General features: G+C 61.7%; 20 protein-coding genes. 10 read left to right on the forward strand and 10 right to left on the reverse strand.

Going from position 1 to position 21,610, the window contains the following annotated elements; translation table 11 throughout:
• Positions 1 to 63: 63 nt before the first annotated feature.
• From AC3WTM_RS04020 to AC3WTM_RS04030, 3 genes are read left to right on the forward strand one after another with little or no spacing between them, the layout of a single operon-like run.
• Positions 64 to 972, forward strand: coding sequence for an ABC transporter permease (locus AC3WTM_RS04020; RefSeq protein WP_057713477.1), 909 nt, complete (start codon positions 64 to 66; stop codon positions 970 to 972).
• On the forward strand, positions 969 to 1,817 hold the full coding sequence (locus tag AC3WTM_RS04025; RefSeq protein ID WP_007978496.1) for an ABC transporter permease: 849 nt from the start codon (positions 969 to 971) through the stop codon (positions 1,815 to 1,817). Before AC3WTM_RS04020 ends, AC3WTM_RS04025 begins: the two co-directional genes overlap by 4 nt.
• An 18-nt stretch (positions 1,818 to 1,835) precedes the next feature.
• Positions 1,836 to 2,891 (forward strand): ABC transporter ATP-binding protein, encoded by a 1,056-nt coding sequence (locus AC3WTM_RS04030; RefSeq protein WP_102671193.1) that lies wholly within the window; start codon positions 1,836 to 1,838, stop codon positions 2,889 to 2,891.
• Between the two features lie 80 nt (positions 2,892 to 2,971).
• On the opposite strand, the gene AC3WTM_RS04035 is transcribed toward AC3WTM_RS04030, so the two are convergent.
• A complete protein-coding gene (locus AC3WTM_RS04035; protein WP_090457485.1) occupies positions 2,972 to 3,901 on the reverse strand; it encodes an AraC family transcriptional regulator in 930 nt (309 codons plus the stop codon).
• Between the two features lie 339 nt (positions 3,902 to 4,240).
• Here AC3WTM_RS04035 and AC3WTM_RS04040 point away from each other — a divergent pair, with 339 nt between their 5' ends.
• The gene (locus AC3WTM_RS04040) at positions 4,241 to 4,594 is read left to right on the forward strand and encodes a putative quinol monooxygenase (protein ID WP_102671192.1); all 354 of its coding nucleotides are present in this window, start codon (positions 4,241 to 4,243) and stop codon (positions 4,592 to 4,594) included.
• A gap of 41 nt (positions 4,595 to 4,635) precedes the next feature.
• Complete coding sequence (locus AC3WTM_RS04045; protein ID WP_102671191.1) at positions 4,636 to 4,866, forward strand: hypothetical protein; 231 nt, start codon at positions 4,636 to 4,638, stop codon at positions 4,864 to 4,866.
• On the opposite strand, the gene AC3WTM_RS04050 is transcribed toward AC3WTM_RS04045, so the two are convergent.
• From AC3WTM_RS04050 to AC3WTM_RS04070, 5 genes are all read right to left on the reverse strand, one after another.
• Positions 4,867 to 5,496: a flavin reductase family protein gene (locus tag AC3WTM_RS04050; RefSeq protein WP_102671190.1), complete on the reverse strand. Its 630-nt coding sequence runs from the start codon at positions 5,494 to 5,496 to the stop codon at positions 4,867 to 4,869.
• Positions 5,497 to 5,775: 279 nt separating this feature from the next.
• Positions 5,776 to 7,095 carry an MFS transporter gene (locus tag AC3WTM_RS04055; RefSeq protein WP_102671188.1) on the reverse strand — a complete coding sequence of 440 codons (1,320 nt, stop codon included), beginning with the start codon at positions 7,093 to 7,095 and terminating at the stop codon, positions 5,776 to 5,778.
• Between the two features lie 298 nt (positions 7,096 to 7,393).
• On the reverse strand, positions 7,394 to 8,728 hold the full coding sequence (locus AC3WTM_RS04060) for a sigma-54-dependent transcriptional regulator (protein ID WP_057713486.1): 1,335 nt from the start codon (positions 8,726 to 8,728) through the stop codon (positions 7,394 to 7,396).
• Positions 8,722 to 10,488 (reverse strand): sensor histidine kinase, encoded by a 1,767-nt coding sequence (locus AC3WTM_RS04065; protein ID WP_102671187.1) that lies wholly within the window; start codon positions 10,486 to 10,488, stop codon positions 8,722 to 8,724. The genes AC3WTM_RS04060 and AC3WTM_RS04065 overlap by 7 nt, the downstream gene beginning before the upstream one ends.
• Before the next feature lie 228 nt (positions 10,489 to 10,716).
• Positions 10,717 to 12,240, reverse strand: coding sequence for a fumarate hydratase (locus AC3WTM_RS04070; RefSeq protein ID WP_057396275.1), 1,524 nt, complete (start codon positions 12,238 to 12,240; stop codon positions 10,717 to 10,719).
• Positions 12,241 to 12,553: 313 nt separating this feature from the next.
• Between AC3WTM_RS04070 and AC3WTM_RS04075 the strand changes: the two genes are divergently transcribed.
• Genes AC3WTM_RS04075 through AC3WTM_RS04085 form a run of 3 tightly spaced genes read left to right on the forward strand, consistent with a single transcriptional unit; the run spans position 12,554 to position 15,367 of the window.
• The gene (locus tag AC3WTM_RS04075; RefSeq protein ID WP_102671185.1) at positions 12,554 to 13,660 is read left to right on the forward strand and encodes a GGDEF domain-containing protein; all 1,107 of its coding nucleotides are present in this window, start codon (positions 12,554 to 12,556) and stop codon (positions 13,658 to 13,660) included.
• Positions 13,653 to 14,588, forward strand: coding sequence for an iron-sulfur-binding ferredoxin reductase (locus AC3WTM_RS04080; protein WP_102671184.1), 936 nt, complete (start codon positions 13,653 to 13,655; stop codon positions 14,586 to 14,588). The genes AC3WTM_RS04075 and AC3WTM_RS04080 overlap by 8 nt, the downstream gene beginning before the upstream one ends.
• A gap of 29 nt (positions 14,589 to 14,617) precedes the next feature.
• Positions 14,618 to 15,367 carry an enoyl-CoA hydratase-related protein gene (locus AC3WTM_RS04085; RefSeq protein WP_102671183.1) on the forward strand — a complete coding sequence of 250 codons (750 nt, stop codon included), beginning with the start codon at positions 14,618 to 14,620 and terminating at the stop codon, positions 15,365 to 15,367.
• A 95-nt stretch (positions 15,368 to 15,462) separates the two neighbouring features.
• On the opposite strand, the gene pyk is transcribed toward AC3WTM_RS04085, so the two are convergent.
• Complete coding sequence (gene pyk / locus AC3WTM_RS04090) at positions 15,463 to 16,914, reverse strand: pyruvate kinase (protein ID WP_007978464.1); 1,452 nt, start codon at positions 16,912 to 16,914, stop codon at positions 15,463 to 15,465.
• 210 nt (positions 16,915 to 17,124) lie between these two features.
• Here pyk and AC3WTM_RS04095 point away from each other — a divergent pair, with 210 nt between their 5' ends.
• Positions 17,125 to 17,508, forward strand: coding sequence for a tetratricopeptide repeat protein (locus AC3WTM_RS04095; RefSeq protein ID WP_102671182.1), 384 nt, complete (start codon positions 17,125 to 17,127; stop codon positions 17,506 to 17,508).
• Positions 17,509 to 17,743: 235 nt separating this feature from the next.
• Positions 17,744 to 18,103, forward strand: coding sequence for a PilZ domain-containing protein (locus AC3WTM_RS04100; protein ID WP_102671181.1), 360 nt, complete (start codon positions 17,744 to 17,746; stop codon positions 18,101 to 18,103).
• A gap of 37 nt (positions 18,104 to 18,140) precedes the next feature.
• Here AC3WTM_RS04100 and AC3WTM_RS04105 read toward each other — a convergent pair whose 3' ends face one another.
• From AC3WTM_RS04105 to AC3WTM_RS04115, 3 genes are read right to left on the reverse strand one after another with little or no spacing between them, the layout of a single operon-like run.
• Positions 18,141 to 19,469: a DUF58 domain-containing protein gene (locus AC3WTM_RS04105; RefSeq protein WP_102671180.1), complete on the reverse strand. Its 1,329-nt coding sequence runs from the start codon at positions 19,467 to 19,469 to the stop codon at positions 18,141 to 18,143.
• On the reverse strand, positions 19,466 to 20,467 hold the full coding sequence (locus tag AC3WTM_RS04110) for an AAA family ATPase (protein ID WP_102671179.1): 1,002 nt from the start codon (positions 20,465 to 20,467) through the stop codon (positions 19,466 to 19,468). The genes AC3WTM_RS04105 and AC3WTM_RS04110 overlap by 4 nt, the downstream gene beginning before the upstream one ends.
• Complete coding sequence (locus AC3WTM_RS04115; RefSeq protein ID WP_102671178.1) at positions 20,464 to 21,591, reverse strand: DUF4350 domain-containing protein; 1,128 nt, start codon at positions 21,589 to 21,591, stop codon at positions 20,464 to 20,466. The genes AC3WTM_RS04110 and AC3WTM_RS04115 overlap by 4 nt, the downstream gene beginning before the upstream one ends.
• Positions 21,592 to 21,610 lie beyond the last annotated feature (19 nt).

A 21,610-nucleotide genomic window follows, 5' to 3' on the forward strand; every position in this document is an offset into this window, starting at 1 on the left:
GGATCGGGGCTTACACCCCCGCTTCCGTGTGCCACTGATCTTCCATTGACGAGACCCTTTGCTATGGAACACCAACCTCTGACTCATCCGCTGAGTGCCGCCCCCGTGCGCGCCGCTCGGGGTGTTTCGCCGACCGCGCGTGCCTGGCTTTTCCTTACGCCTTCGATGCTGTTTCTTGGCGTATTGATTGCCGCGAGCCTCTTGGTACTGCGCATGAGCGTGGGCACCAAAGGCGCGGAATGGTCCGGGTTCAGCCTGGCCAGTTACGCCCAGTTGCTGGAACCCTATTACCTCAAGTCGCTGATGCTGACCCTGCGCCTGGCGCTGATCAGCGCGGTGATCGCAGTGATTCTGGCGATCCCGGTGGCCTACACCATGTCGCGCCTGACCTCGCCGTTCGTGCGACGGATCTTCCTGGCGGCGGTGTTGCTGCCATTGCTGGTCAACCTGCTGCTGCAAAGCTACGGCTGGCTGGTGATCCTCGGCCCTGGCGGCATGCTCAACCAGGCACTGATGGGCCTGGGCCTGATCAAGCGCCCGATCATGCTGTTGTACAACCAGAACGGCGTATTGATGGGCCTGGTGCAAACCGCCTTCCCGCTGGCCGTGTTGCCGATTGCCAGCGCCATGCGCGGTGTCGCCCGCAGCTACGAAGAAGCTGCCGCCACCCTGGGCGCCAGTCGCTTCCAGGTGTTCCGCCAGGTGGTATTGCCGATGAGTCTGCCGGGGATCATTACCGGTGCGACCCTGGTATTCGCCTACAACGCCAGCAGTTTCGTGGTGCCCTTGCTGCTCGGAGGTCGGCGCGTGCCGATGCTGGCGGTGATGGTGCATGACCAGATCGCCCCGCTGATGAACTGGCCCGCCGCATCCGCTGCCGGCGTGGTGCTGATCGTCACCACCCTCGCGATCATGACCTTGTCCGAATACATCACTGGCCGTCGTCGGCGCATGCTGGAGGCTTCCCAATGAGCACCCTGACCAAAAAGCGTTATGGGCTGTTGCCCGGCGAGACCGGCAAGTTTGCCGGCATCCTTTCCGGCTTCATCCTGCTGCTGGCGGTACTGCCGATACTGACCATGATCGTCATGTCGTTCAGCGGCGCGTCGAACCTCGACTTCCCGCCGAGCAGCTACAGCCTGCAATGGTACAAGGCCGCCTGGCACACCTTCGTGTCGCCGGACGCCAGTGACGTACTGAGCCTCGGCCAGGCCATGAGCACCAGCTTGCTGGTGTCGTGCCTGACCATGATTTTCGCCACGATCATCGCGGTGCCGGCGGCCTACGCGTTGACCCGTTGCGAGTTCCGCGGCAAGGCCGTGGCGCTGCAACTGATGTCGTTGCCGCTGGTGTTTCCGATGGTGGTGTTGGGCCTGGCGTTACTGCTGGTGTTCGACAGCCTGCCGTTCCACATGACCACCTCGCGCCTGGTGATTGCCCACGTGATCCTCGCGTTGCCATTCGTGGTGAAGAACTGCACGGCGGCGATGCTCTCCATCGGCAGCGAAGTCGAAGAGGCCGCCCAAATGCTAGGTGCTTCACCGCTGCGGGCGATTGTCGATGTGGTGGTGCCGTTGATGAAGTCGGGGATCCTGGCGGGCATGCTGCTGGCGTTCATCGTCTCGTTCAACGAATTCACCGTGACCTATTTCCTCTACACCATCGACGTCATGACCGTGCCGATCTGGATGTACAGCCGCACCGTGTCTTCGCTCGACCCAACCGTATTTTCGTTTGCCGTGCTGATCGTGCTGATCGACTTCGTCCTCATTTGGGCGCTGGAGAAGTTAGTCGGTGAAGGTGGCGTTTCGTTCTGATTTCTTGAGGTGATTCTTATGTCTGGTCTGATTCTGGAAAACGTCGAGAAACATTACGGCTCGGCCTGCGCGGTAAAGGATGTAAACCTGCATTTGCCCGAGGGCAAACTGGTGTGTTTCCTCGGTCCTTCGGGCTGTGGCAAAACCACCTTGCTGCGCATGATTGCCGGGCTGGAAACCCTGAGCGGTGGCGAGATTCGCCTGGACGGTGAGGACATCGGCCACACCCCGGCGCATCTGCGTAATTTCGGCATGGTGTTTCAGTCCCTGGCACTGTTTCCACACATGACGGTCGGGGAGAACATTGCCTATCCGCTGAAACTGCGCGGGGTCAGCAAGGCTGACCAGCAGGCGCGGGTGGTGGAATTGCTGGAACTGATCCAGCTGCAAGCGATGATCAATCGTCCGGTGGCCAAGCTGTCCGGTGGCCAACGCCAGCGCGTGGCGATTGCCCGGGCGATTGCCTCGCACCCGAAAATCCTCCTGCTCGACGAACCTCTGTCAGCGCTGGATGCCAAGCTGCGCGAGTCGATGCAGGTGGAAATCCGCCAACTGCAACAACGCCTGAACATCACCACCATCATGGTGACCCACGACCAGCGCGAGGCCATGACCATGGCCGATATCGTGGTCGTGTTGGGTGAGCACAAGGTGCAGCAGGTGGGCACGCCGATCGAGATCTATCGTCACCCGGCCAACGAGTTCGTCGCGGACTTCATCGGCTCGGGCAACATCTTCCCGGCCACGGTGCTGGGTAACGGCAAAGTCAGCTTGCCGGGCGGCGATGCGCTGCAAGTACCGATCTGCAGCAGCATCGTGGTCGGTGAAAAGGTGAAGATGCTGATTCGCCCGGAAGACCTGCAACTGTCAGCACCCCAGGCGACCGCGGGCAACCGTTTGCTGGGCAAGGTGACGTTCGTGCGCGATATCGGCGCGACCATCGAGACCACGGTGGAGTGTTCCGGTGTGTCGTTTACCGCGCTGAGCACGCCGTGTCAGAGCTTTGGCCTGAGCGTTGGTCATCCGGTGTCGGTGACCTTGCCGGTGGAAGCTTGCCGGGTACTTGGGGCCTGATTCGGGATTTGTATTGCCTGAATTGGCCCTATCGCGAGCTTGCTCGCGATAGGGCCGGCACTGCTTGCAAAGAAACAAGCTCAAACCGATAACCGCAACCGCGCCAGATCCCGCAACGGCGGCGCCCCGAACAACCGGCTGTACTCCCGGCTGAACTGCGACGGACTTTCATACCCGACCCGATACCCCGCCGCCGAAGCCTCCAGCCCTTCGGCGAGCATCAGCCGCCGTGCTTCCTGCAGGCGCAACTGCTTCTGATACTGCAACGGACTCATCGCCGTCATAGCCTTGAAGCGGTGATGCAGCGTCGACACGCTCAGGTTCACTTCCTTGGCCAATTCATCAATGCGCAACGGCTGTTCAAAATTGCCGTTGAGCCATTTGATCGCCTGGCTGATGCGATGGCTCTGACTGTTGGCGATGGCGATTTCGTACAGCCGATGCCCCTGTTTGCTGCGCAACAGGCGATAGAGGATCTCCCGGCGAATCAGCGGCGCGAGCATGGCGATATCTTTTGGCGTGTCCAGTAACCGTGCCAGGCGCAGCACGGCGTCGAGCATCGCGGTGTCGAGTTTTTCGACATAGAGCCCGCGCCCGGTCGGCCGGGTGGGCACGCCGAGGGGGCCGGCGTCAGCGATCAGTGCGGTGATTTCCGTCGGGTCGATGTCCAGGCGCAAGGCCAGGATCGGTTCCTCAGGCGAGACATCCACCACTCGTCCACTGAGCGGCATCGAGACCGAGACCACCAGGTAGTTCAGCGGGTCGTAGTTGAAGTATTCGTTGGCCAGCTGAACTTCCTTGCGCCCCTGGGCCATGATGCACAGTGCCGGTTGCGCGAGCACCGGGGCGAACTCGTGGGACTGGCTGTGGCGGGACATGAACAGCGAGCCGATGGCCGTGGCATAACTGCCATCTTCGGCGGTGTTGCGGCGGATGATGGCCGCCAGTTCCGCGCGTTGCTTTTCCATGTCGGTGTCCAGCGGGGCTTGAAAGTGATCGAGCGACGACATGCGAGGCATCCTCGGCAAGGCATGAAGGGAGTGGTGCAGAGCATAAGTTTGTGCAAGCGACAGCGGTAGACACATCCTGCCGGATGCTTGCCTGATTCTGCCAGGGGTCGACCGGCGGTGTAGCCAATAGAGCCTTGTGAGGCAAGAACTTGCTTGAAACTCGTATGGCAGAACCGTGACAGGGTTTTATAGCTTGTTACAGGCCGGCGATGCAGTTTCGCAGGATTGTGCAACGCGCCGGCAGGAATCGACTAACGAGACAGGCGTCGCGGCCCTTAACCTTTGATCCTGTCGCAGCCCGTCCCCCGGCTGCCACGCGACTCCCTGGGAGGGTTGAACATGTCCACGCAGATCCCCGTCAGTCATATGGCCTTCATTCGAGCGCGCGCCGGGCGTTCGGAGGAACTCGGTGTGCGCCTCAGCGCCCTGATCGAACCGTCCCGCGCAGCGCCAGGCTGCCTGAGCTTTGCCTTGCAGCATTCGCAATGCGATCCGGAGCTGTGGCTGGTGTCCGGTTTCTGGAGCAATCAACAGGCCATGACCGCGTACTTCAGCACGCCGGCGATGGAGATCTTTGCCGAGCTGGTGCAGGAGCTGGTGGTCAACAGTCTGGATTTCCACACTTTCAAGGATGTCTCGGCGGCGCAGGCTCTGGGGCAGTCCGCAGTGGCGGTACACAAACTGGCCGGTTGAGGGTTTAATGACGGCATTCTCAACCAGCCAGGATTCGCGACATGGCACGTAAAGCCTTTGAACACTTCGAAGCTGTTTCCGCTGTAGTACCGGGCGAGGGTGGTTACCACGCCGCTATCGCCGTCAAAGCACTGGGTGGTTCCGGCGCCCCGCGTTTTCACAAGGTGCTGGAAGGGCAGATCTTCAAGACCGCCCATGACGCCGATCTGGCAGCGGCCAAAGAGCTGACCCACCTCAGGGACGTCAAAGAAGACGCCGACCTGCTCTGGTGATCACTTCACCGCCCCCGGGCGGTACATCTTGAACAACGCCTCAGGCCCCAGCTGGAAGTAATCCGCCGGCCCGCCGCCGCGCAGAATCGGTTCTGCCGCGGCGGTGTCGTATACCCCGTCCTTCAACAGCCATTTGGCGATATGCACGGCGACCACTTCGCCGAGGATCAGCCAGCTCGGCACCACGTTGCCGTCCGCCCGTTGCAACTGAATGATCTGCGTGACCTTGCACTCGAAGGACACCGGGCTCTCTGCCACCCGTGGCACCTGAATGACCTTCGAGGCAGCGGTCGTCAGCCCGGCCAGTTCGAATTCGTTGACCTCAGGCCCGACCATGGCGCAGCTCTGGTTCATCTGCTCGGCCAGCGGCCGCGTGGCCAGGTTCCAGGCGAACTCGCCGGTCTGTTCGATGTTGTTCAGGCTGTCTTTGCGCCCGACGCTGGAAAACCCAATGATCGGCGGAATGTAGTTGAAGGCGTTGAAGAAACTGTAGGGCGCCAGGTTCAGGTGGCCTTCGGCATCCTGTGAAGAGATCCAGCCAATGGGGCGCGGGCCGACGATGGCGTTGAACGGATCGTGGGGCAGGCCGTGGCCGTGGGCGGGTTCGTAGAAGTGGATGTCGTCAGGCATTGGAGAGAATTTCCGGAGCGGGCTGGAGGCGCTCATGGTGCAAGCACGCGCCGCAGATTTCCAGCCCGACCTCACCCCCTGTAGGAGCGAGCTTGCTCGCGATGGTCGTTAACGATTACGCGTGTTCCCTGGCTGAACGCGGCGCGCATGAGTCCATCGCGAGCAAGCTCGCTCCCACATTGGACCGCATTCCTCCCGGGGTACGCGGTCAACCTGTGGGAGCGAGCCTGCTCGCGAAGGGCCTTGGCAGTCACCCTTGCGGTAACTGCCTGACGTCTGTCAGTCAGTGACGATCCGCGAATGCTTGCGGGTGTCTTTCATGGTGATGTACACCAGCAACGACACGGCAATACACGCGGTGACGTACCAGTAGTAACCAGTCTCCATGCCGATGCTCTTGAACCACAGCGCGATGTATTCGGCGGTGCCGCCGAAGATCGATACGGTCAGTGCGTACGGCAGGCCCACGCCCAGGGCGCGGATTTCGGTCGGGAACAGTTCGGCTTTCACCACGGCGTTGATCGAGGTGTAGCCGCTGACGATGATCAGCGCCGCCATGATCAGGAAGAACGCGCCCCACCAGGTCGTAATGGTGTGCAGGGTGGTCAGGATCGGTACGGTGAACAGCGTGCCCAGGATGCCGAAGGCAATCAGGATCGGCCGACGACCGATTTTATCCGACAGCCCGCCGATGATCGGTTGCAGGCACATGAACAGGAACAACGTGGCAGCGGAAATGGTGGTGGAGTCGGAAATGCTCATGCCGACGGTATTCACCAGGTATTTCTGCATGTAGGTGGTGTAGGTGTAGAACGCCAGCGTACCGCCCATGGTCAGGCCGACCACGGTCATCAGTTCCTTGGGGTGCCGCATCAAGGTGCGCATCGCGCTTTCCTTGGCTTTTTCTTTCTTGGTGAAGGACTCGGTTTCTTCCATGCCACGACGCAGGTACAGCGCAACCACGGCACACAGCGCGCCGATGGCAAACGGAATGCGCCAGCCCCAGGCGTAGAGCTCCTCGGTGGTCAGGAAGTTCTGCAGGACAATCAGCACCGCCAAAGCGATGAGCTGGCCGGAGATCAGGGTCACATACTGGAAGCTGGAGTAGAAGCCGCGACGCTCCTTGGTCGCCATCTCGCTGAGGTAAGTGGCGGAGGTGCCGTATTCGCCACCCACCGACAGGCCTTGCAGCAAGCGCGCGAACACCAGCAGGATCGGCGCGCCGATGCCGATGACTTCATAACCCGGGCTCAGGGCGATCAGCAGCGAGCCGAAGCACATCAGGTACACCGAGGCCATCAGGGCCTTTTTGCGCCCGACCTTGTCGGCATACAGACCCATCAGCCAGCCACCGATCGGACGCATCAGGAAGCCCACGGCGAAGATCGCGGCGGTGTTGAGCAGTTGGGCGGTGGTGTCGCCTTTGGGGAAGAAGGTCTTGGCGAAGTATAGGGAGAAGGCGGCGTAGACGTACCAGTCGTACCACTCGACCATGTTGCCAACGGAGCCGCTGAAGATCGATTTGATGCGGCTGGCGGTGGTTCTTTCTTTAGCCGGCGTGGCAGCCGACCCAAGGGGCAGGGCGTTGGAGTTATCCATTGAAGGATCCTTCATTTAATTGTTTTTGTGGAGCGCGATTAAACGCAGCCTGCTAGGGCTATAGCAGGAGCTGTGCCAACGGGGAGAAGGCCGGTTTAGAGGGGGTGGAGTGTTTCGGTGAGCGGAAATCCGCTTATTCGTGGCGGGTGATGGGCGGAAAATTGCTTACGGTTTTGTTGGTTGCTTTGCCTGTACAGGCCTCATCGCGAGCAAGCTCGCTCCCACAATGTTTGGCGTACACAGATCCACTGTGGGAGCGAGCTTGCTCGCGATGGGGCCAGGGCAGACACCACAAAAATCAGGCCTCGGGCAAAAACATCTCCCGGCTCAACCCATGCCGCTGCATCTTTTCATTGAAGGTCCGGCGTGGCAGTTGCAGTTCTTCGAGCACCGCTTTCACATCGCCCTTGTGCCGGGTCAATGCCGCACGCAGGCATTGCGCTTCGAACGCTTCCTGCTGAGCCGCCAGTGACTGGCCGGGCTCGATGCCCAAGGGCTCCGGCTCACCGAGCCCCAATACCTGACGCTCGGCGACATTCGCCAATTCGCGCACGTTGCCTGGCCAGTCGTGGCTCAGCAGGTGACTCAACTGGGCGCCGCTCAACGGCGGAAATTTACGTCCCAGGCGTTCGGCGGCGTTTTGGGCAAAGGATTCGAACAACAGGGGTATGTCTTCACGGCGTTCGCGCAAGGGCGGCAGGCGTAGCTCAGCGACGTTCAAGCGATAGGCCAGGTCTTCGCGAAAACGTCCGGCCCGCGCTTCGTCGAGCAGGTCCGGCTTGGTCGCGGCAATGATGCGCAAATCCACGCGGATGCTCTGGTTCGAGCCCAGCCGTTCAAGCTTTTGCTCCTGCAACACCCGCAGCAGTTTCACTTGCTGGGCCAACGGCATACTTTCGATTTCATCGAGAAACAGTGTGCCGCCGTCGGCGTACTCGAGCTTGCCGATGCGCTTGCCGGACGCTCCGGTGAACGCACCGCTCTCGTGACCGAACAGCTCGGCTTCGAACAATTGCTCGGGGATGGCCGCGCAGTTGAGTGCGACAAAGGGCTTGTCGGCCCGCGGCCCGAAGTCGTGCAGGCAACGCGCGACCAGTTCCTTGCCGCTACCGGTTTCGCCGCGAATCAGCACGTTGACCGGCAGTGCTGCCAGGTCCAAAACTTGCCGACGCAGGGTCTGTAGACCCCGAGACACGCCGAGCAGCGTGGCATCCAGTTTGGCGCGGTTGTCCGCCTGTTCGTGCAGCGCGCGGTTTTCCAGCACCAGCCGGCGTTTGTCGAGGGCGCGGCGCAGGCTGCCGAGCAGGGTTTCCGGGCTGAAGGGTTTTTCTAGGAAATCGTAGGCACCGTCGCGCATGGCCTCGACGGCCATCGGTACATCGCCGTGACCGGTCAGCAGGATCACCGGCAAATCGGCATCCCGGCGTTGCACCTCGGCCAGCAGTTCGAGGCCGGTCATGCCGGGCATGCGCACATCGCTGAGAATCACCCCGGCAAAATGCCTGGGCAATTGCGCCAGGCATTCATCGGCGCGACTGAACAACTGCACCTCGAAACCCGACAGGCTCAACCATTGCTCGACGGCACTGCGGATGCTGCTTTCGTCGTCGACCACGATCACTGAGTTCAGCATGGTTCATGCACCTCCAGGTCGATGGGCAAGGTCACGGTGAACACGGCACCTTTGTCATGATTGTCGGCACTCAAGCGCCCGCCGGATTCGTGAACGATGGCAAACGATACGGCCAATCCGATCCCCAGGCCATCGCCCACCGGTTTGGTGGTGAAGAACGGATCGAAGACCTTGGACAGGTTCTCTTCGGCGATACCGCCGCCGTTGTCGATCACACTCAGGCGCCATAGTTGTTCGTCGGCTTCGAGGCGGATTTCCAGACGTTTGCAGGGCTTGTCCTGCATCGCATCGAGGGCATTGCGCAGCAGATTGATCAGCACCTGTTCCAGGCGAATTGCATCGCCACGCACCCAGGCCGGGCGGGTCAGATGCAGCACGGTGCTGACCTGTTCGTCGCGCAGCCGGGTGTCGAGCAGTTGCAGCGATTGATCCACCACCGCCGCCAGGTCCAGGCGTTCGCGCAAACCGCTGGGGCTCTTGCGGGCGAAGGTTTTCAGATGGCCGGTGAGGGCGGCCATGCGCGTGAGCATTTCATCCACCGGCTTGAGCGCCTTGTAGGCGTCGTCGACCCGGCCGTGGTCGAGCAGCAGCCGCAAGGTCGCCAGCTGCATGCGCTGGGCGGTAAGTGGCTGGTTGATCTCATGGGCCAGGGCGGCGGACATCTGCCCCAGCGCCGCGAGTTTGGCCGATTGCACCAGACCTTCCTGGGCGGTGCGCAGGTCGCGGGTACGCTCTTCTACAAGCTGTTCGAGTTCTTCGCGACTGCGCTGACGCAGTTTGGCCAGGCGCCAGCGCTGGTTGAGAAACAGCAGCAGGAACACCAGGGTCAGCCATAGCCCGGCCGCGGCGAGGGCAGCATTGCGGCTGTCTTCGAAGGCGACTTGTGGGCGCCGCAGCAGGTGCAGGGTCCAGCCCTCGGTATTCAGCGGCAGGGATTCCCACAGGTAATCCGCCTTGCCGTCGGGGCCGTCGACCCGAGCCAGGTCACTGTTATCGTCGAAGCGCCGCAACGATTGAAACTCAAGCGGCGTCAGCGGCTGCTTGTCGTACTGGCGGGTGGTCTTGAGTTCGGCATGATCGCTGTCGCTCAGCGGCTTGAGCAAGCGATAGCGCCAGCCCGGCTGGTTGGCGATGAAGATTATTCCACGTGCGTCGCTGACTAGCAGTGTGTCGCTGCCCTGGCGCCACTCGCGTTCCAGTTCGGGGAATTCCAGTTTCACCACCATGGCGCCGAGGAACTGGCCATCGTCATCGCTGACCGCGCTGGAGAGGAAGTAGCCGGGAATTCCGCTGGTCACCCCCACGGCGTAAAAGCGCCCGGTGCCCTGGGTGCGGGTCTGGTTGAAATAGGGACGGAAACCGTAGTTATGGCCGACATAACTGCTGGGCAAGCGCCAGTTGCTCGCCGCCACGGCGAGGCCGGTGTGATCGAGCAGTTCCAGGGTCGATGATTGGGCGGCGCCGTTGATTTTTTCCAGTTTGCGGTTCAATGCGTCCTGCTGTTCGGAACTGACCTTGCCCTTGAGCGCCGAGCGCAGCTCCGGGTCCAGCGCCAGCACCGCGGGCAGGGCGCGGTAACGTTCGATCAGGGTATGCAGGGACGTGGCATACAGTGCCAGTTGCTGATTGGCGCGAGCCGCGTCTTCGACCATTGACTGGCGCACGGTGTGGCGCATGGCCAGAGTGGCCGCGATGGCAGCACCGGCAATGATCAATACGGTATAGAGCGCCAGGCGCAGGGATCGAGATGACTCAAACATGCAGGGCTTACACAAGGAATACGGAGGGGGCGCACGATAACATGAGCGACTTGGCCCTTGTAGGAGCGAGCCTGCTCGCGATGGAAGTCAACGACAACGCGGGGCACCAGACAGCCTGTGTTGTCCATGCGTCCTTCGCGAGCGGGCTCGCTCCTGCAGGGGTATGGCTTGGCAATAAAAAAGGCGACAGGGATAACCCTGTCGCCTTTTCTGGAGCAGTCCAAGCGCTTACTGCACTTCTACCGCCAGGCTTTCACTGATCTTTTTCTGCCAGATGGCAGGACCGGTGATGTGTACCGACTCACCTTTGCTGTCGACGGCAACAGTTACCGGCATGTCTTTCACGTCGAACTCGTAGATCGCTTCCATGCCCAGTTCGGCGAAAGCCACCACGCGGGATTTCTTGATCGCTTGCGCTACAAGGTAAGCCGCGCCGCCGACTGCCATCAGGTAGACGGCCTTGTGGTCCTTGATCGCGTCGATTGCGGTCGGGCCGCGCTCGGATTTGCCGATCATGCCCAGCAGGCCGGTTTGCTCGAGGATCTGACGGGTGAACTTGTCCATCCGCGTGGCGGTGGTAGGACCGGCCGGGCCAACCACTTCGTCACCGACCGGATCGACCGGGCCGACGTAGTAGATGAAGCGACCCTTGAGGTCCACCGGCAGGGTTTCTCCCTTGTTCAGCATCTCGACCATGCGCTTGTGCGCAGCGTCGCGGCCGGTGAGCATCTTGCCGTTGAGCAGGACGGTTTCGCCCGGCTTCCAGCTCTGCACTTCTTCCGGGGTCAGGGTGTCGAGGTTGACGCGACGAGCCGAGGGGCCGGCTTCCCAGACGATTTCCGGGTAGGCGTCCAGCGGTGGCGCTTCCAGCGAAGCCGGGCCGGAACCGTCGAGCACGAAGTGTGCGTGACGGGTGGCGGCGCAGTTCGGGATCATGCACACCGGCAGCGAAGCGGCGTGAGTCGGGTAGTCCATGATCTTCACGTCGAGCACGGTGGTCAGGCCACCCAGGCCCTGGGCGCCGATGCCCAGTTGGTTGACCTTCTCGAACAGCTCCAGGCGCATTTCTTCAATGCGGTTCTGTGGGCCACGGGCCTTCAGTTCGTGGATGTCGATGGATTCCATCAACACTTCCTTGGCCATGACAGCGGCTTTCTCGGCGGTGCCGCCGATGCCGATGCCGAGCATGCCCGGTGGGCACCAGCCGGCGCCCATTTCCGGAACGGTCTTGAGCACCCAGTCGACGATCGAGTCGGACGGGTTGAGCATGGCCATCTTCGACTTGTTCTCGGAACCGCCGCCCTTGGCTGCCACGTCCACTTCCACGGTGTTACCCGGAACGATGGAGTAGTGGATGACCGCCGGGGTGTTGTCCTTGGTGTTCTTGCGAGCGCCCGCCGGGTCGGCGAGGATCGAAGCGCGCAGGACGTTTTCCGGCAGGTTGTAGGCGCGACGCACGCCTTCGTTGATCATGTCGTCCAGGCCCATGGTGGCGCCATCCCAGCGCACGTCCATACCGACACGCACGAACACGGTGACGATACCGGTGTCCTGGCAGATCGGGCGGTGGCCGGTGGCGCACATGCGCGAGTTGATCAGGATCTGTGCCATCGAGTCGCGGGCCGCTGGCGATTCTTCGCGCAGGTAGGCCTCGTGCATCGCCTGGATGAAATCCACGGGGTGGTAGTAGGAAATGAACTGCAGGGCGTCGGCAACGCTCTGAATCAGGTCGTCTTGCTTGATCACGGTCATGAGTCGCGCTCCTCTAAAAGACGGGAACATTCAATAAGGTGCTTGCAGCTTGGGTGCATCGGTCGGTTGCAAGCACCTTTCAAGGCACGCCGGGCAAGCTGGCGCGACGCTAAAAAGGCGCGGCAGTATACCGCGCCTCGCGGACAGGCACACGCGCCGGCAGTCAATCGTTGGTCGCATAAGCTCCTGCAACCGGGACGACCTTGCCCATCCCGAAAATTGAATGGTCATTTATCGGCCACGCCACTAAAGTGACATACGGTCTGTAGAGTAGGACGCTCTGTCAGTCTCCTTTCATTTGGTGAATCAACGATTGACCCAAAACGCCATCCAGCGCCTGTTGCTCAAACGTTTCGCCCTCGCGGCCGGCACCTATGCCCTGGCATTGCTGTTGCTGTGGCTGGCGTTTTTTACCGGTCACTACGACGCACCGCTGTCCAGTGTCGCCATCGGCAGCGCACTGGTAGTGATCAGTCAGGCCATCCTGTTCGCGGTGTTCTACAGCGGCTGCAACCTGCGCTTCGCCGACCCCAGCCTGACCGAGGCACAAGTGTTGCTGGGGCTGGGTTGGCAAACCTGGCTGATTGCCCATCTGGACGAAGCCCGGGGCGCGTTTCTGGTGTTTTACGTGCTGATCCTGCTGTTCGGCTTGTTCCATCTGTCTCGCCGGTCTTTAGTGCGATGCGCGCTGCTGGTGTTTTTGAGTTTCAGTGCGATCACGCTGTGGGAGGGCTACCACTTCCAGCTGCCTGACCCGGCCATGGCGGTGTTGCAGGTCTGTGTGCTGTTCATCGTGCTGGTGTGGCTGGTGCTGTATGCCCGCTATGTCCAGGCCTCGCGACAACGCATGCGCCAGCGGCGTTTTGCCTTGCAGGCGCACCAGGACACGTTGCGCGGGATGATGCGACAGCTCGAAGACCTGGTGGCCACCGACGAGCTCACGGGCCTGTTCAATCGTCGGCATTTCCTGCGCCTGGCGTCACGCGAGCTGAACGCCATGGACGCCGGTGTCGTGCATGGCCTGGCGCTGATCGACCTCGACCATTTCAAACGCATCAACGACCTGCACGGTCATGCTGCCGGCGATCAGGTGCTGCAAGCCTTTGCCGGCGTTGCCAGCGCGTGCCTGCGTGACGGTGACGTACTGGCTCGCTACGGTGGCGAAGAGTTCGTGGTGCTGCTGCCCGATTGCGATGCCGACAGTCTGACTGCGTGCTGCGAACGGCTGCGCATCGCGTTCACCGACGTCGAGCTGATTGGTCTGAATGTACGCAACCTCAGTCTGTCCGCCGGCATGACCCTGCTGGAGTTGGGTGACGATCTTGATGATGCATTGCAGCAGGCCGATCAGGCGCTCTATCGCGCCAAGCGTGACGGCCGCAACCGGTGCGCGGCAGCGTGGGAGAATGTCGATGCCTGAGCTGCGGGTCGGCGAGCGCCATTGGTCGGTGGCGGCGGGCAGCAATCTGCTTGATGCGCTGAATCAGAACGGCGTGCCAGTTCCTTACAGTTGCCGCGCCGGCAGTTGTCATGCGTGCCTGGTGCAGTGTGTGCGGGGCCTGCCGAACGACAGCCGCCCCGATGCCTTGAGTGCACAGCAGCGTGAACAGGGATGGCGGCTGGCGTGCCAGTGCCAGGTGGTCGAGGACTTGCAGGTGCACGCCTTCGACCCGCAAACCGATGGTCATCCGGCCGAGGTCGAGGCGGTCGATTGGCTGAGTAGCACGGTGCTGCGCTTGCGGGTAACCCCCCAGCGACCGTTGCGTTACAGCGCCGGGCAGCACCTGGTGTTGTGGGCGGGCAGCGTGGCGCGGCCGTATTCCCTCACCAGCCTGCCGCAGGAAGACCGTTTTCTGGAGTTTCATCTCGATTGCCGCAAGCCCGGGGAATTCAGCGATGCCGCCAGGCAAATGCGCATCGGCGATCCGATCCGTCTCGGTGAACTGCGCGGCGGTGCCTTGCATTATGACCCTGACTGGCACACCCGGCCGTTGTGGTTGATGGCGGCCGGCACCGGATTGGGGCCATTGTTTGGTGTCTTGCGCGAAGCATTGCGCCAGGATCACCAAGGCACCATCCGTGTCATCCACCTGGCTCATGATGCCGATGAACACTACCTGGCCAAACCCCTGCAAGCCATGGCAAGCAGCCGTCCGAACCTGAGTGTCGAACTGTGGACCCCGGCCGAGTTGCCAGCGGCTTTGGCGCAACTGCGGCTTGTTTCCCGGCAAACCCTGGCCTTACTCTGCGGAGGCCCCGACAGTGTCGACGCCTTTGCCCGGCGCCTGTACCTGGCGGGACTGCCGCGCAATCAACTGCTGGCCGATGTGTTCCTGCCCCGTGGTTGAGCGCTGACTTTTCAGACGCGAGACCTGCCATGACCGATGCCATCCAAGTTGAACGCGAACGCGGCCTGTTGACCCTGCGCCTGAATCGCCCGGACAAGAAAAACGCCCTGACCCGCGCCATGTACAGCCACTTGGCCGAGGCGCTGAAACAGGCCGACAGCGACCCCAATATCAACGCCGTGTTGATCACCGGCTCTGCCGAATGCTTCACCGCCGGCAACGACATCGCCGATTTCATCCAGCAACCGCCGAACAGCCTCGACAGCCCGGTGTTCCATTTCATGCTCAACTTGCTCGAATGCCGCAAACCTGTGATCGCCGCCGTGGCCGGAGCGGCGGTGGGCATTGGAACGACGATGTTGCTGCATTGCGACCTGGTCTACGTCAGCCGCGACGCCCGCCTGCGCATGCCGTTCGTCAACCTTGGTCTTTGCCCAGAGTTCGGCTCCAGCCTGATCCTGCCGCGTCTGCTCGGGCAGGCCAAGGCGGCGGAGTTGTTGCTGCTCGGTGAAGGTTTCAATGGGGAGCAGGCTGCGGCGTGGGGCATTGCGTCCGAAGCGCTGGGCAGTGGCGAAGAAGCCTTGGCCAAGGCGCGGGAGATGGCGCTGCGATTCGAGTCGCTGCCGCCGGAAGCGGTGCGCATCAGCAAGCAATTGATGAAGGCGCCGGACCGAGAGCTGTTGCGCAAGGTGATTGAAGAGGAGGGGGCGTTGTTTACCCAGCGGCTGCGGTCGCCGGAAGCGTTGGCGGCGTTGACGGGGTTCATCAAGCGGCATTGAATCTTTCGCTGACTGGGCAACACAACTATTGGATCAGCATGCAAAAAGCCCCGCCATTCACATGGCGGGGCTTTTGTTTTTCAGCAGCCGGTCACTCAGACCATCGGATCGCCAACGTGCAGGATCTTCATGCCGTTGGTGCCACCGGTAGTGTGGTAGCTGTCGCCTTTGGTCAGGATGACCCAGTCGCCTTTCTGTACTACGCCGCGCTTGACCAGCTCGTCGATAGCCTTCTGGCTGACTTCGTTCGGCGCCAGCGAAGCCGGGTCGAACGGGATGGTGTACACGCCACGGAACATTGCCGCGCGAGCCTGGGCTTCGCGGTGTGGAGTGAACGCGTAGATCGGCACCGAGGAGCGGATGCGCGACATGATCAGCGGGGTGTAGCCACTTTCGGTCAAGGCGATGATCGCCTTCACGCCCGGGAAGTGGTTGGCGGTGTACATGGTCGCCAGCGCGATGCTTTCGTCGCAGCGCTGGAATTCCTTGCCGATGCGGTGGCTGGAGGTCTTGCTGGTCGGGTGCTTTTCGGCACCGACGCAGATACGCGCCATGGCCTGAACAGCTTCCAGCGGGTACAGGCCAGCGGCGCTTTCGGCCGAGAGCATCACGGCATCGGTGTAGTCGAGCACGGCGTTGGCTACGTCGGACACTTCGGCGCGGGTCGGCATCGGGTTCTGGATCATCGACTCCATCATCTGGGTCGCCACGATCACCGCCTTGTTGTGGCGGCGTGCGTGCAGAATGATTTTCTTCTGGATGCCCACCAGCTCGGCGTCGCCGATTTCCACACCCAGGTCACCACGGGCAACCATCACCGCGTCGGACGCCTTGATCAGGCCGTCGAGGGTTTCGTCGTCGGCCACGGCTTCGGCGCGTTCGATCTTCGCCACCAGCCAGGCAGTGCCGCCGGCTTCGTCGCGCAGTTGACGGGCGTACTCCATGTCGGCGGCGTCACGCGGGAAGGATACCGCGAGGTAGTCGACTTCCATTTCCGCGGCAAGCTTGATGTCGGCCTTGTCTTTTTCAGTCAGGGCCGGAGCGGTCAGGCCGCCACCGCGACGGTTGATGCCTTTGTGATCGGACAGCGGGCCGCCGATGGTCACGGTGCAGTTCAGTTCGGTGGCGGTGGCGGTATCGACGCGCATCACCACGCGACCGTCGTCGAGCAACAGTTCGTCGCCCACACCGCAGTCCTTGACCAGGTCCGGGTAGTCGATGCCGACCACTTGCTGGTTGCCTTCGGTCAGAGGATGGCTGGTGGAGAAGGTGAATTGATCACCGATCTTCAGCTCGATCTTCTTGTTGGCGAATTTGGCAATACGGATTTTCGGGCCTTGCAGGTCCCCCAGCAGGGCAACGAAGCGGCCGTGCTTGGCAGCGAGGTCACGCACCAGCTTCGCGCGAGCCTTGTGCTCGTCGGGGGTGCCGTGGGAGAAGTTCAGGCGGGCGACATCCAGACCAGCCAGAATCAGCTGTTCGAGAACTTCCGGTGAGTTACTGGCCGGGCCAAGGGTGGCGACGATTTTGGTACGACGGACGGACATGCAAAGACTCCTGAGTTCAAGCGCTGAGTGAGGCTACTATGCTCCGAAGGTGTAGTCATTGTTCGTTTGCACTACTTTTCGTGAAGAGCTTGGTTTTTTCGAAGAGCTTGGTGATTGCCTTCTTTAATAGAACCGCGCAACTTTGCATCCGGCAGCCTGAAGATTTCCGACCATGGGTCGATACAGCGTTCATGACAGGAGATTTTTCCCATGCGTTGCGTACTCATTGCCGCCCTAGCCATCAGCGTCCTCAGCGTCACGGGTTGTACCCGTTGGTCGATGAACCATCATTTGAACAATGCCTACAAAGCCTATGACCGGGGCAATTGCGAGCAAGTCATGCTTGAGCTGTCCAAGGTCGAGCGCGAAAGCCGGGCGCGGCCTTATGTGTGGCCGGAAGCATCGATGATGCGCGGCCTTTGCCTGGAACGGCAGAAGATGTTTGTCGATGCGGCGCAGACGTATCAGTTCATCATCGCCTCGTACCCACAGAGCGAATACGCCTACCGCGCCCGAGCCCGCCTGGAAACCCTGCAAAGCCTGGGTCACTACCCGCTACGCAGTGCCGCCGCGGCAAAATCCACGCAGTTCTGACGGCCGTAACCTTCTGAACGCTGGCTCCCCGGCGGTGGTGAGCTATAGTCCAGGGAACCGGTTTTAGAGCGTTGTCTCTGATGAACCGGGGCAGCACCTGTGACCGGCACAAGCAAGACTCTGCGCTAAAAGGACTGGCGCACCGGAAGCGGGGAGAGCGGGCAAAGACTTATGCATACCCGTTCCGAAGCAGTAGTGCGGCTCTGCTTAAGAGCCTTGCATAGCGAAATTGCGCATGTTCACTGACCGCCGAATCGAGCGGCATCAACTGCCGTACTTCCTGAAAGTGTTCAACGGCATCACCGGCAAACCCATCGGTTACCTGGGCAATGTCTCCGAAGACGGGCTGATGTTGATCAGCCAGCTGCCGATGATGATCGGCGCGGACTTCAGCCTGCGCCTGAAAATTCCCGCCAGCGAAGGTGGTCTGCGAATCATCGACCTGCAGGCCTGTTGCCTGTGGTGCCACGAAGACGCGACCCCCCAACATTACGACGCCGGGTTCAGCCTGCAACGGGCACCGCCGGAGTATGAGCAACTGGTAGAGGCGTTGAAGCAGTATTTCAGTTTTCTGCCGCTACCGGCTTCGGCGTGAGATCAATGGGAACCTGGTTGTGGGTGATTACCCAGGCTCAGAGTCCGGTTCTCTTCCAGCCCAGGTACCGAGTCACCAACTCTGTCCCCAACTCACCGGGCCGGGCATCCATCACCAATACGCCATGAGCGTTCAAGCGCTCATGGAGTTCGGCGCGCGCATTCAGATAGTCCACGGTCCCGCAATAGGCCAGCGCTTCGGGCAAAGTCTGCACCGGTGACTGACGCAGGGTGTCGAGTACGTCTTCGCGCAGGCTCGCCACCAGCACCTGATGCTGCCGGCTCAGGCGGTGGACGGCCGGAAGCAATTCATCGTCATCCTCTTCGCGCAGGTTGGTCACCAGCACCACCAGTGCCCGACGTTTCTGCCGCGCCAGCAGTTGCGTGGCCGCGGCTTGATAGTCGGCGCTGCGTTGGGTGCTGTTCAAATCATAGACGGTGTTGAGCAGGGTGTTGAGATGGCTGGTGCCTTTTACCGGCGCGAGGTAGCGCGGCTGTTCGCCGGCAAAAGTACTCAGGCCCACGGCGTCGCCCTGACGTAGAGCGACGTAGCTGAGCAACAAACAGGCGTTGAGGGCGTGATCGAAGTGCGACAGTTCATCATCCTGGCTACGCATGTGCCGGCCGCAGTCGAGCATGAAGATGATCTGCTGGTCGCGCTCGTCCTGGTACTCGCGGGCAATTGGTGTGCGCTGGCGGGCGGTGGCTTTCCAGTCGATCTGGCGCAGGCTGTCGCCCTCGCGAAATTCGCGTAATTGATGGAATTCCAGGCCCAGGCCCCGCCGTTGTTTCTGGCGGACGCCAAGCTGGCTGAGCCAGTTGTCCACCGCCAGTAATTGGCCTTCATAGAGACGAGCGAAGTCGGGGTAGACACGGGTGGCGTCGGGCAGGTCGAGCAAGCGTCTTTCCGACCAGAGCCCCAAGGGGCTTGGCAGGTTGATTTCGCAGTGTTCGAAAATGAAGTGGCCGCGCTTGAGCGGGCGCAGGCGATAACTGGCCAGGCTGTGCTGGCCGGGTTGCAACTCGACCGTCAGCGGCAGGTTTTCGAAGCCCAGGCCCGCTGGCACATGGTCGAAGACTTGCACGTTCAGCGGTTGGGCAAAGTCGTGTTCAAGAGTCAGTTGCACTTCGCTCCATCGGCCCAGCGCCAGGCTGCCGGGCATTTGTCGTTTCAGCCGGGGCGAAGGCAGGCGCTTCACGCGAACAGCATCCAGCAAGGCCAGGGCAAACAGCGCCAGGAACAACCCCCAGTTGATCGCCGTGAGATTCGCCGGAGCCGTGAACTCCAGCGCCCGCAAAGTGCCCGACACGATGCCGAAGGCCAGCAGGATCAGCAGCCAGGCGAGCATCAGGCGCGACGGTTTCACAGGCGCGGCGCCGGCACTTGGTCGAGCAACTGCTGGAGCACCTGATCGACATCCAGACCCTCGATGTCCAGCTCCGGCGTGATACGCACCCGATGACGCAGTACGGCCAGGGCACAACCCTTGATGTCATCCGGAATGACGAACTCACCCCCGCGCAGCAGCGCACGGGCCCGGGCGCATCGCGCCAGCGCGATGGACGCGCGCGGGCCAGCGCCGAGGCTCAAGCCAGGCCAGTTGCGGGTGGAGCGGGCCAGGCGCACGGCGTAATCGAGTACCTGATCGTCCAGCGGCAGGTCGCTGGCGATACGTTGCAGGGCCAGTACATCCTTGGCTTGCAACAACGTGCGCATCGGTTGAACGTCGAGCATGTCGGCCCGGGTCGAGCGGCTGACCTGACGCACCATGTCCAGCTCCTGCTCGGCGTCGGGGTAATCCATGCGCACCTTGAGCATGAAACGGTCAAGTTCGGCCTCCGGCAACGGGTAGGTGCCTTCTTGTTCGATCGGGTTCTGCGTGGCAAGCACCATGAACGGTTGCGCTATCGGCAATGGACGGCCTTCGAGGGTGACTTGCCGTTCCTGCATGGCTTCGAGCAGCGCCGCCTGGGTTTTCGCCGGGGCGCGGTTGATTTCGTCGGCCAACAACAGGTTGGTGAACAGCGGGCCTTTGCGCAGTTTGAATTGCTCGGTCTGCAGGTCGTACACCGCGTGCCCGGTGACGTCGCTGGGCATCAAGTCCGGGGTGAACTGGATACGGGCAAACTCGCCGCCGAAGCAGCGGGCGAGGGCGCGCACCAATAGAGTCTTGCCCAAACCCGGTACGCCTTCGAGCAGCACATGACCGCCCGCGATCAGCGCGGTCAGGACGTCGTCGATCACGCTGTCCTGACCGATCAAGGCTTTTTGCAGTTCAGTGCGTACGGCCTGGGCCAGGTGGCTGGCACGCTGTCGTTGCTGAGCGGCATGGCTCGGTACGTCGGGCTCGATCGGTTGACTCATAGGGCATTCCTCAAGGATTGCAGGTGGGCGACCTGACGGCTGAATTCAACGCTGGAAAGCCGTTGTTTCGGCCGCGGGCTCATGGCCTGGCTGATGGCGCGTGTGGGTTGGCCGGTCAGGCGCGCGAGCACCAGCCATTGTTCGGCAACGCCGAGCTGTTCAAAACCGGGGTGACGACGTCGTACACGCCGCAGGATGTCTTGCTGCAAGGCTTGCAGCAGGCCGGCCTGACCGTTGCGGCGTAACAGGAAGTCGGCACTGGCGCGCAGGTGCTCCTGCAATTGCCGGCGTGCTTTCGGAGCCGCTTCCAGCAGCGGTCCCTGGCGCACGCCAAAGTGCCAGAAACCCAGGCCGATCAAGGCGAACAACGCGACCAGCGCCTGGGGGAAATAACGCAGCAGCAACGTCAGCAGGCTGTCGTGATCAGTGTTGAAGATCAGCGTCACGCGGGTGTCGGCGGTCAGGTACCAGAGCAGCCAGGCGTTGTCGTACTGGTCGATGGCCGGGGTTTTCCACAGGTCGGCATCAGTGACCACGATGATCGAACCGAGCCCGTGGTTGAGTTGCATCATGTGCGTGGCCCTGGCGCTGTTGGCCCAGGCCAGGGCGAGGTTTTTCGGGTCTTCGAGATGGAACGCGGTATCGAAACCGGCATAGGCCGGGGCGTCTTCGTCTTCCAGATAGAGCTTGGTCAGTTGCGGGTACGGATCGTCACCGACATCCGGCGGTGGATCCTTGAGGTCTTTGCTCAAGGACTGGTGCAGTTGCACCCGGTCGAGCAGCAGGTCATTGCTATGGCCGAGTTTTTCATCCCACAGCGACTCGGCGATGAACAGTAGCCGCCCGCCGGCCCGGGTCCAGTTCATCACCTGGTCGATCTGCCGTGGGGTCATGTTGTAGCGTTCCCCGAGCAACAGCAGACTGTGTTGATGCGGGTCGAGGCTGGGCAGGATATCGAGGCCGTTGGCGTGGCCGACCTTCAGGCCTTGCTTGCGCAGGAACAACTCGGCCGCCAGATAAGGGTTGGCATTGGCTTCGGGGGAGGGGCCGTGATCGATTTCGGTCTGGTAGGGAGTCGCCTTGAGGTACAGATAAACACTCAGCGCAGCCAGCAACACGGCCATCAACGCACCGGCTATCGAA

The organism is Pseudomonas sp. EU05-FHT14B02 (assembly GCF_058791055.1).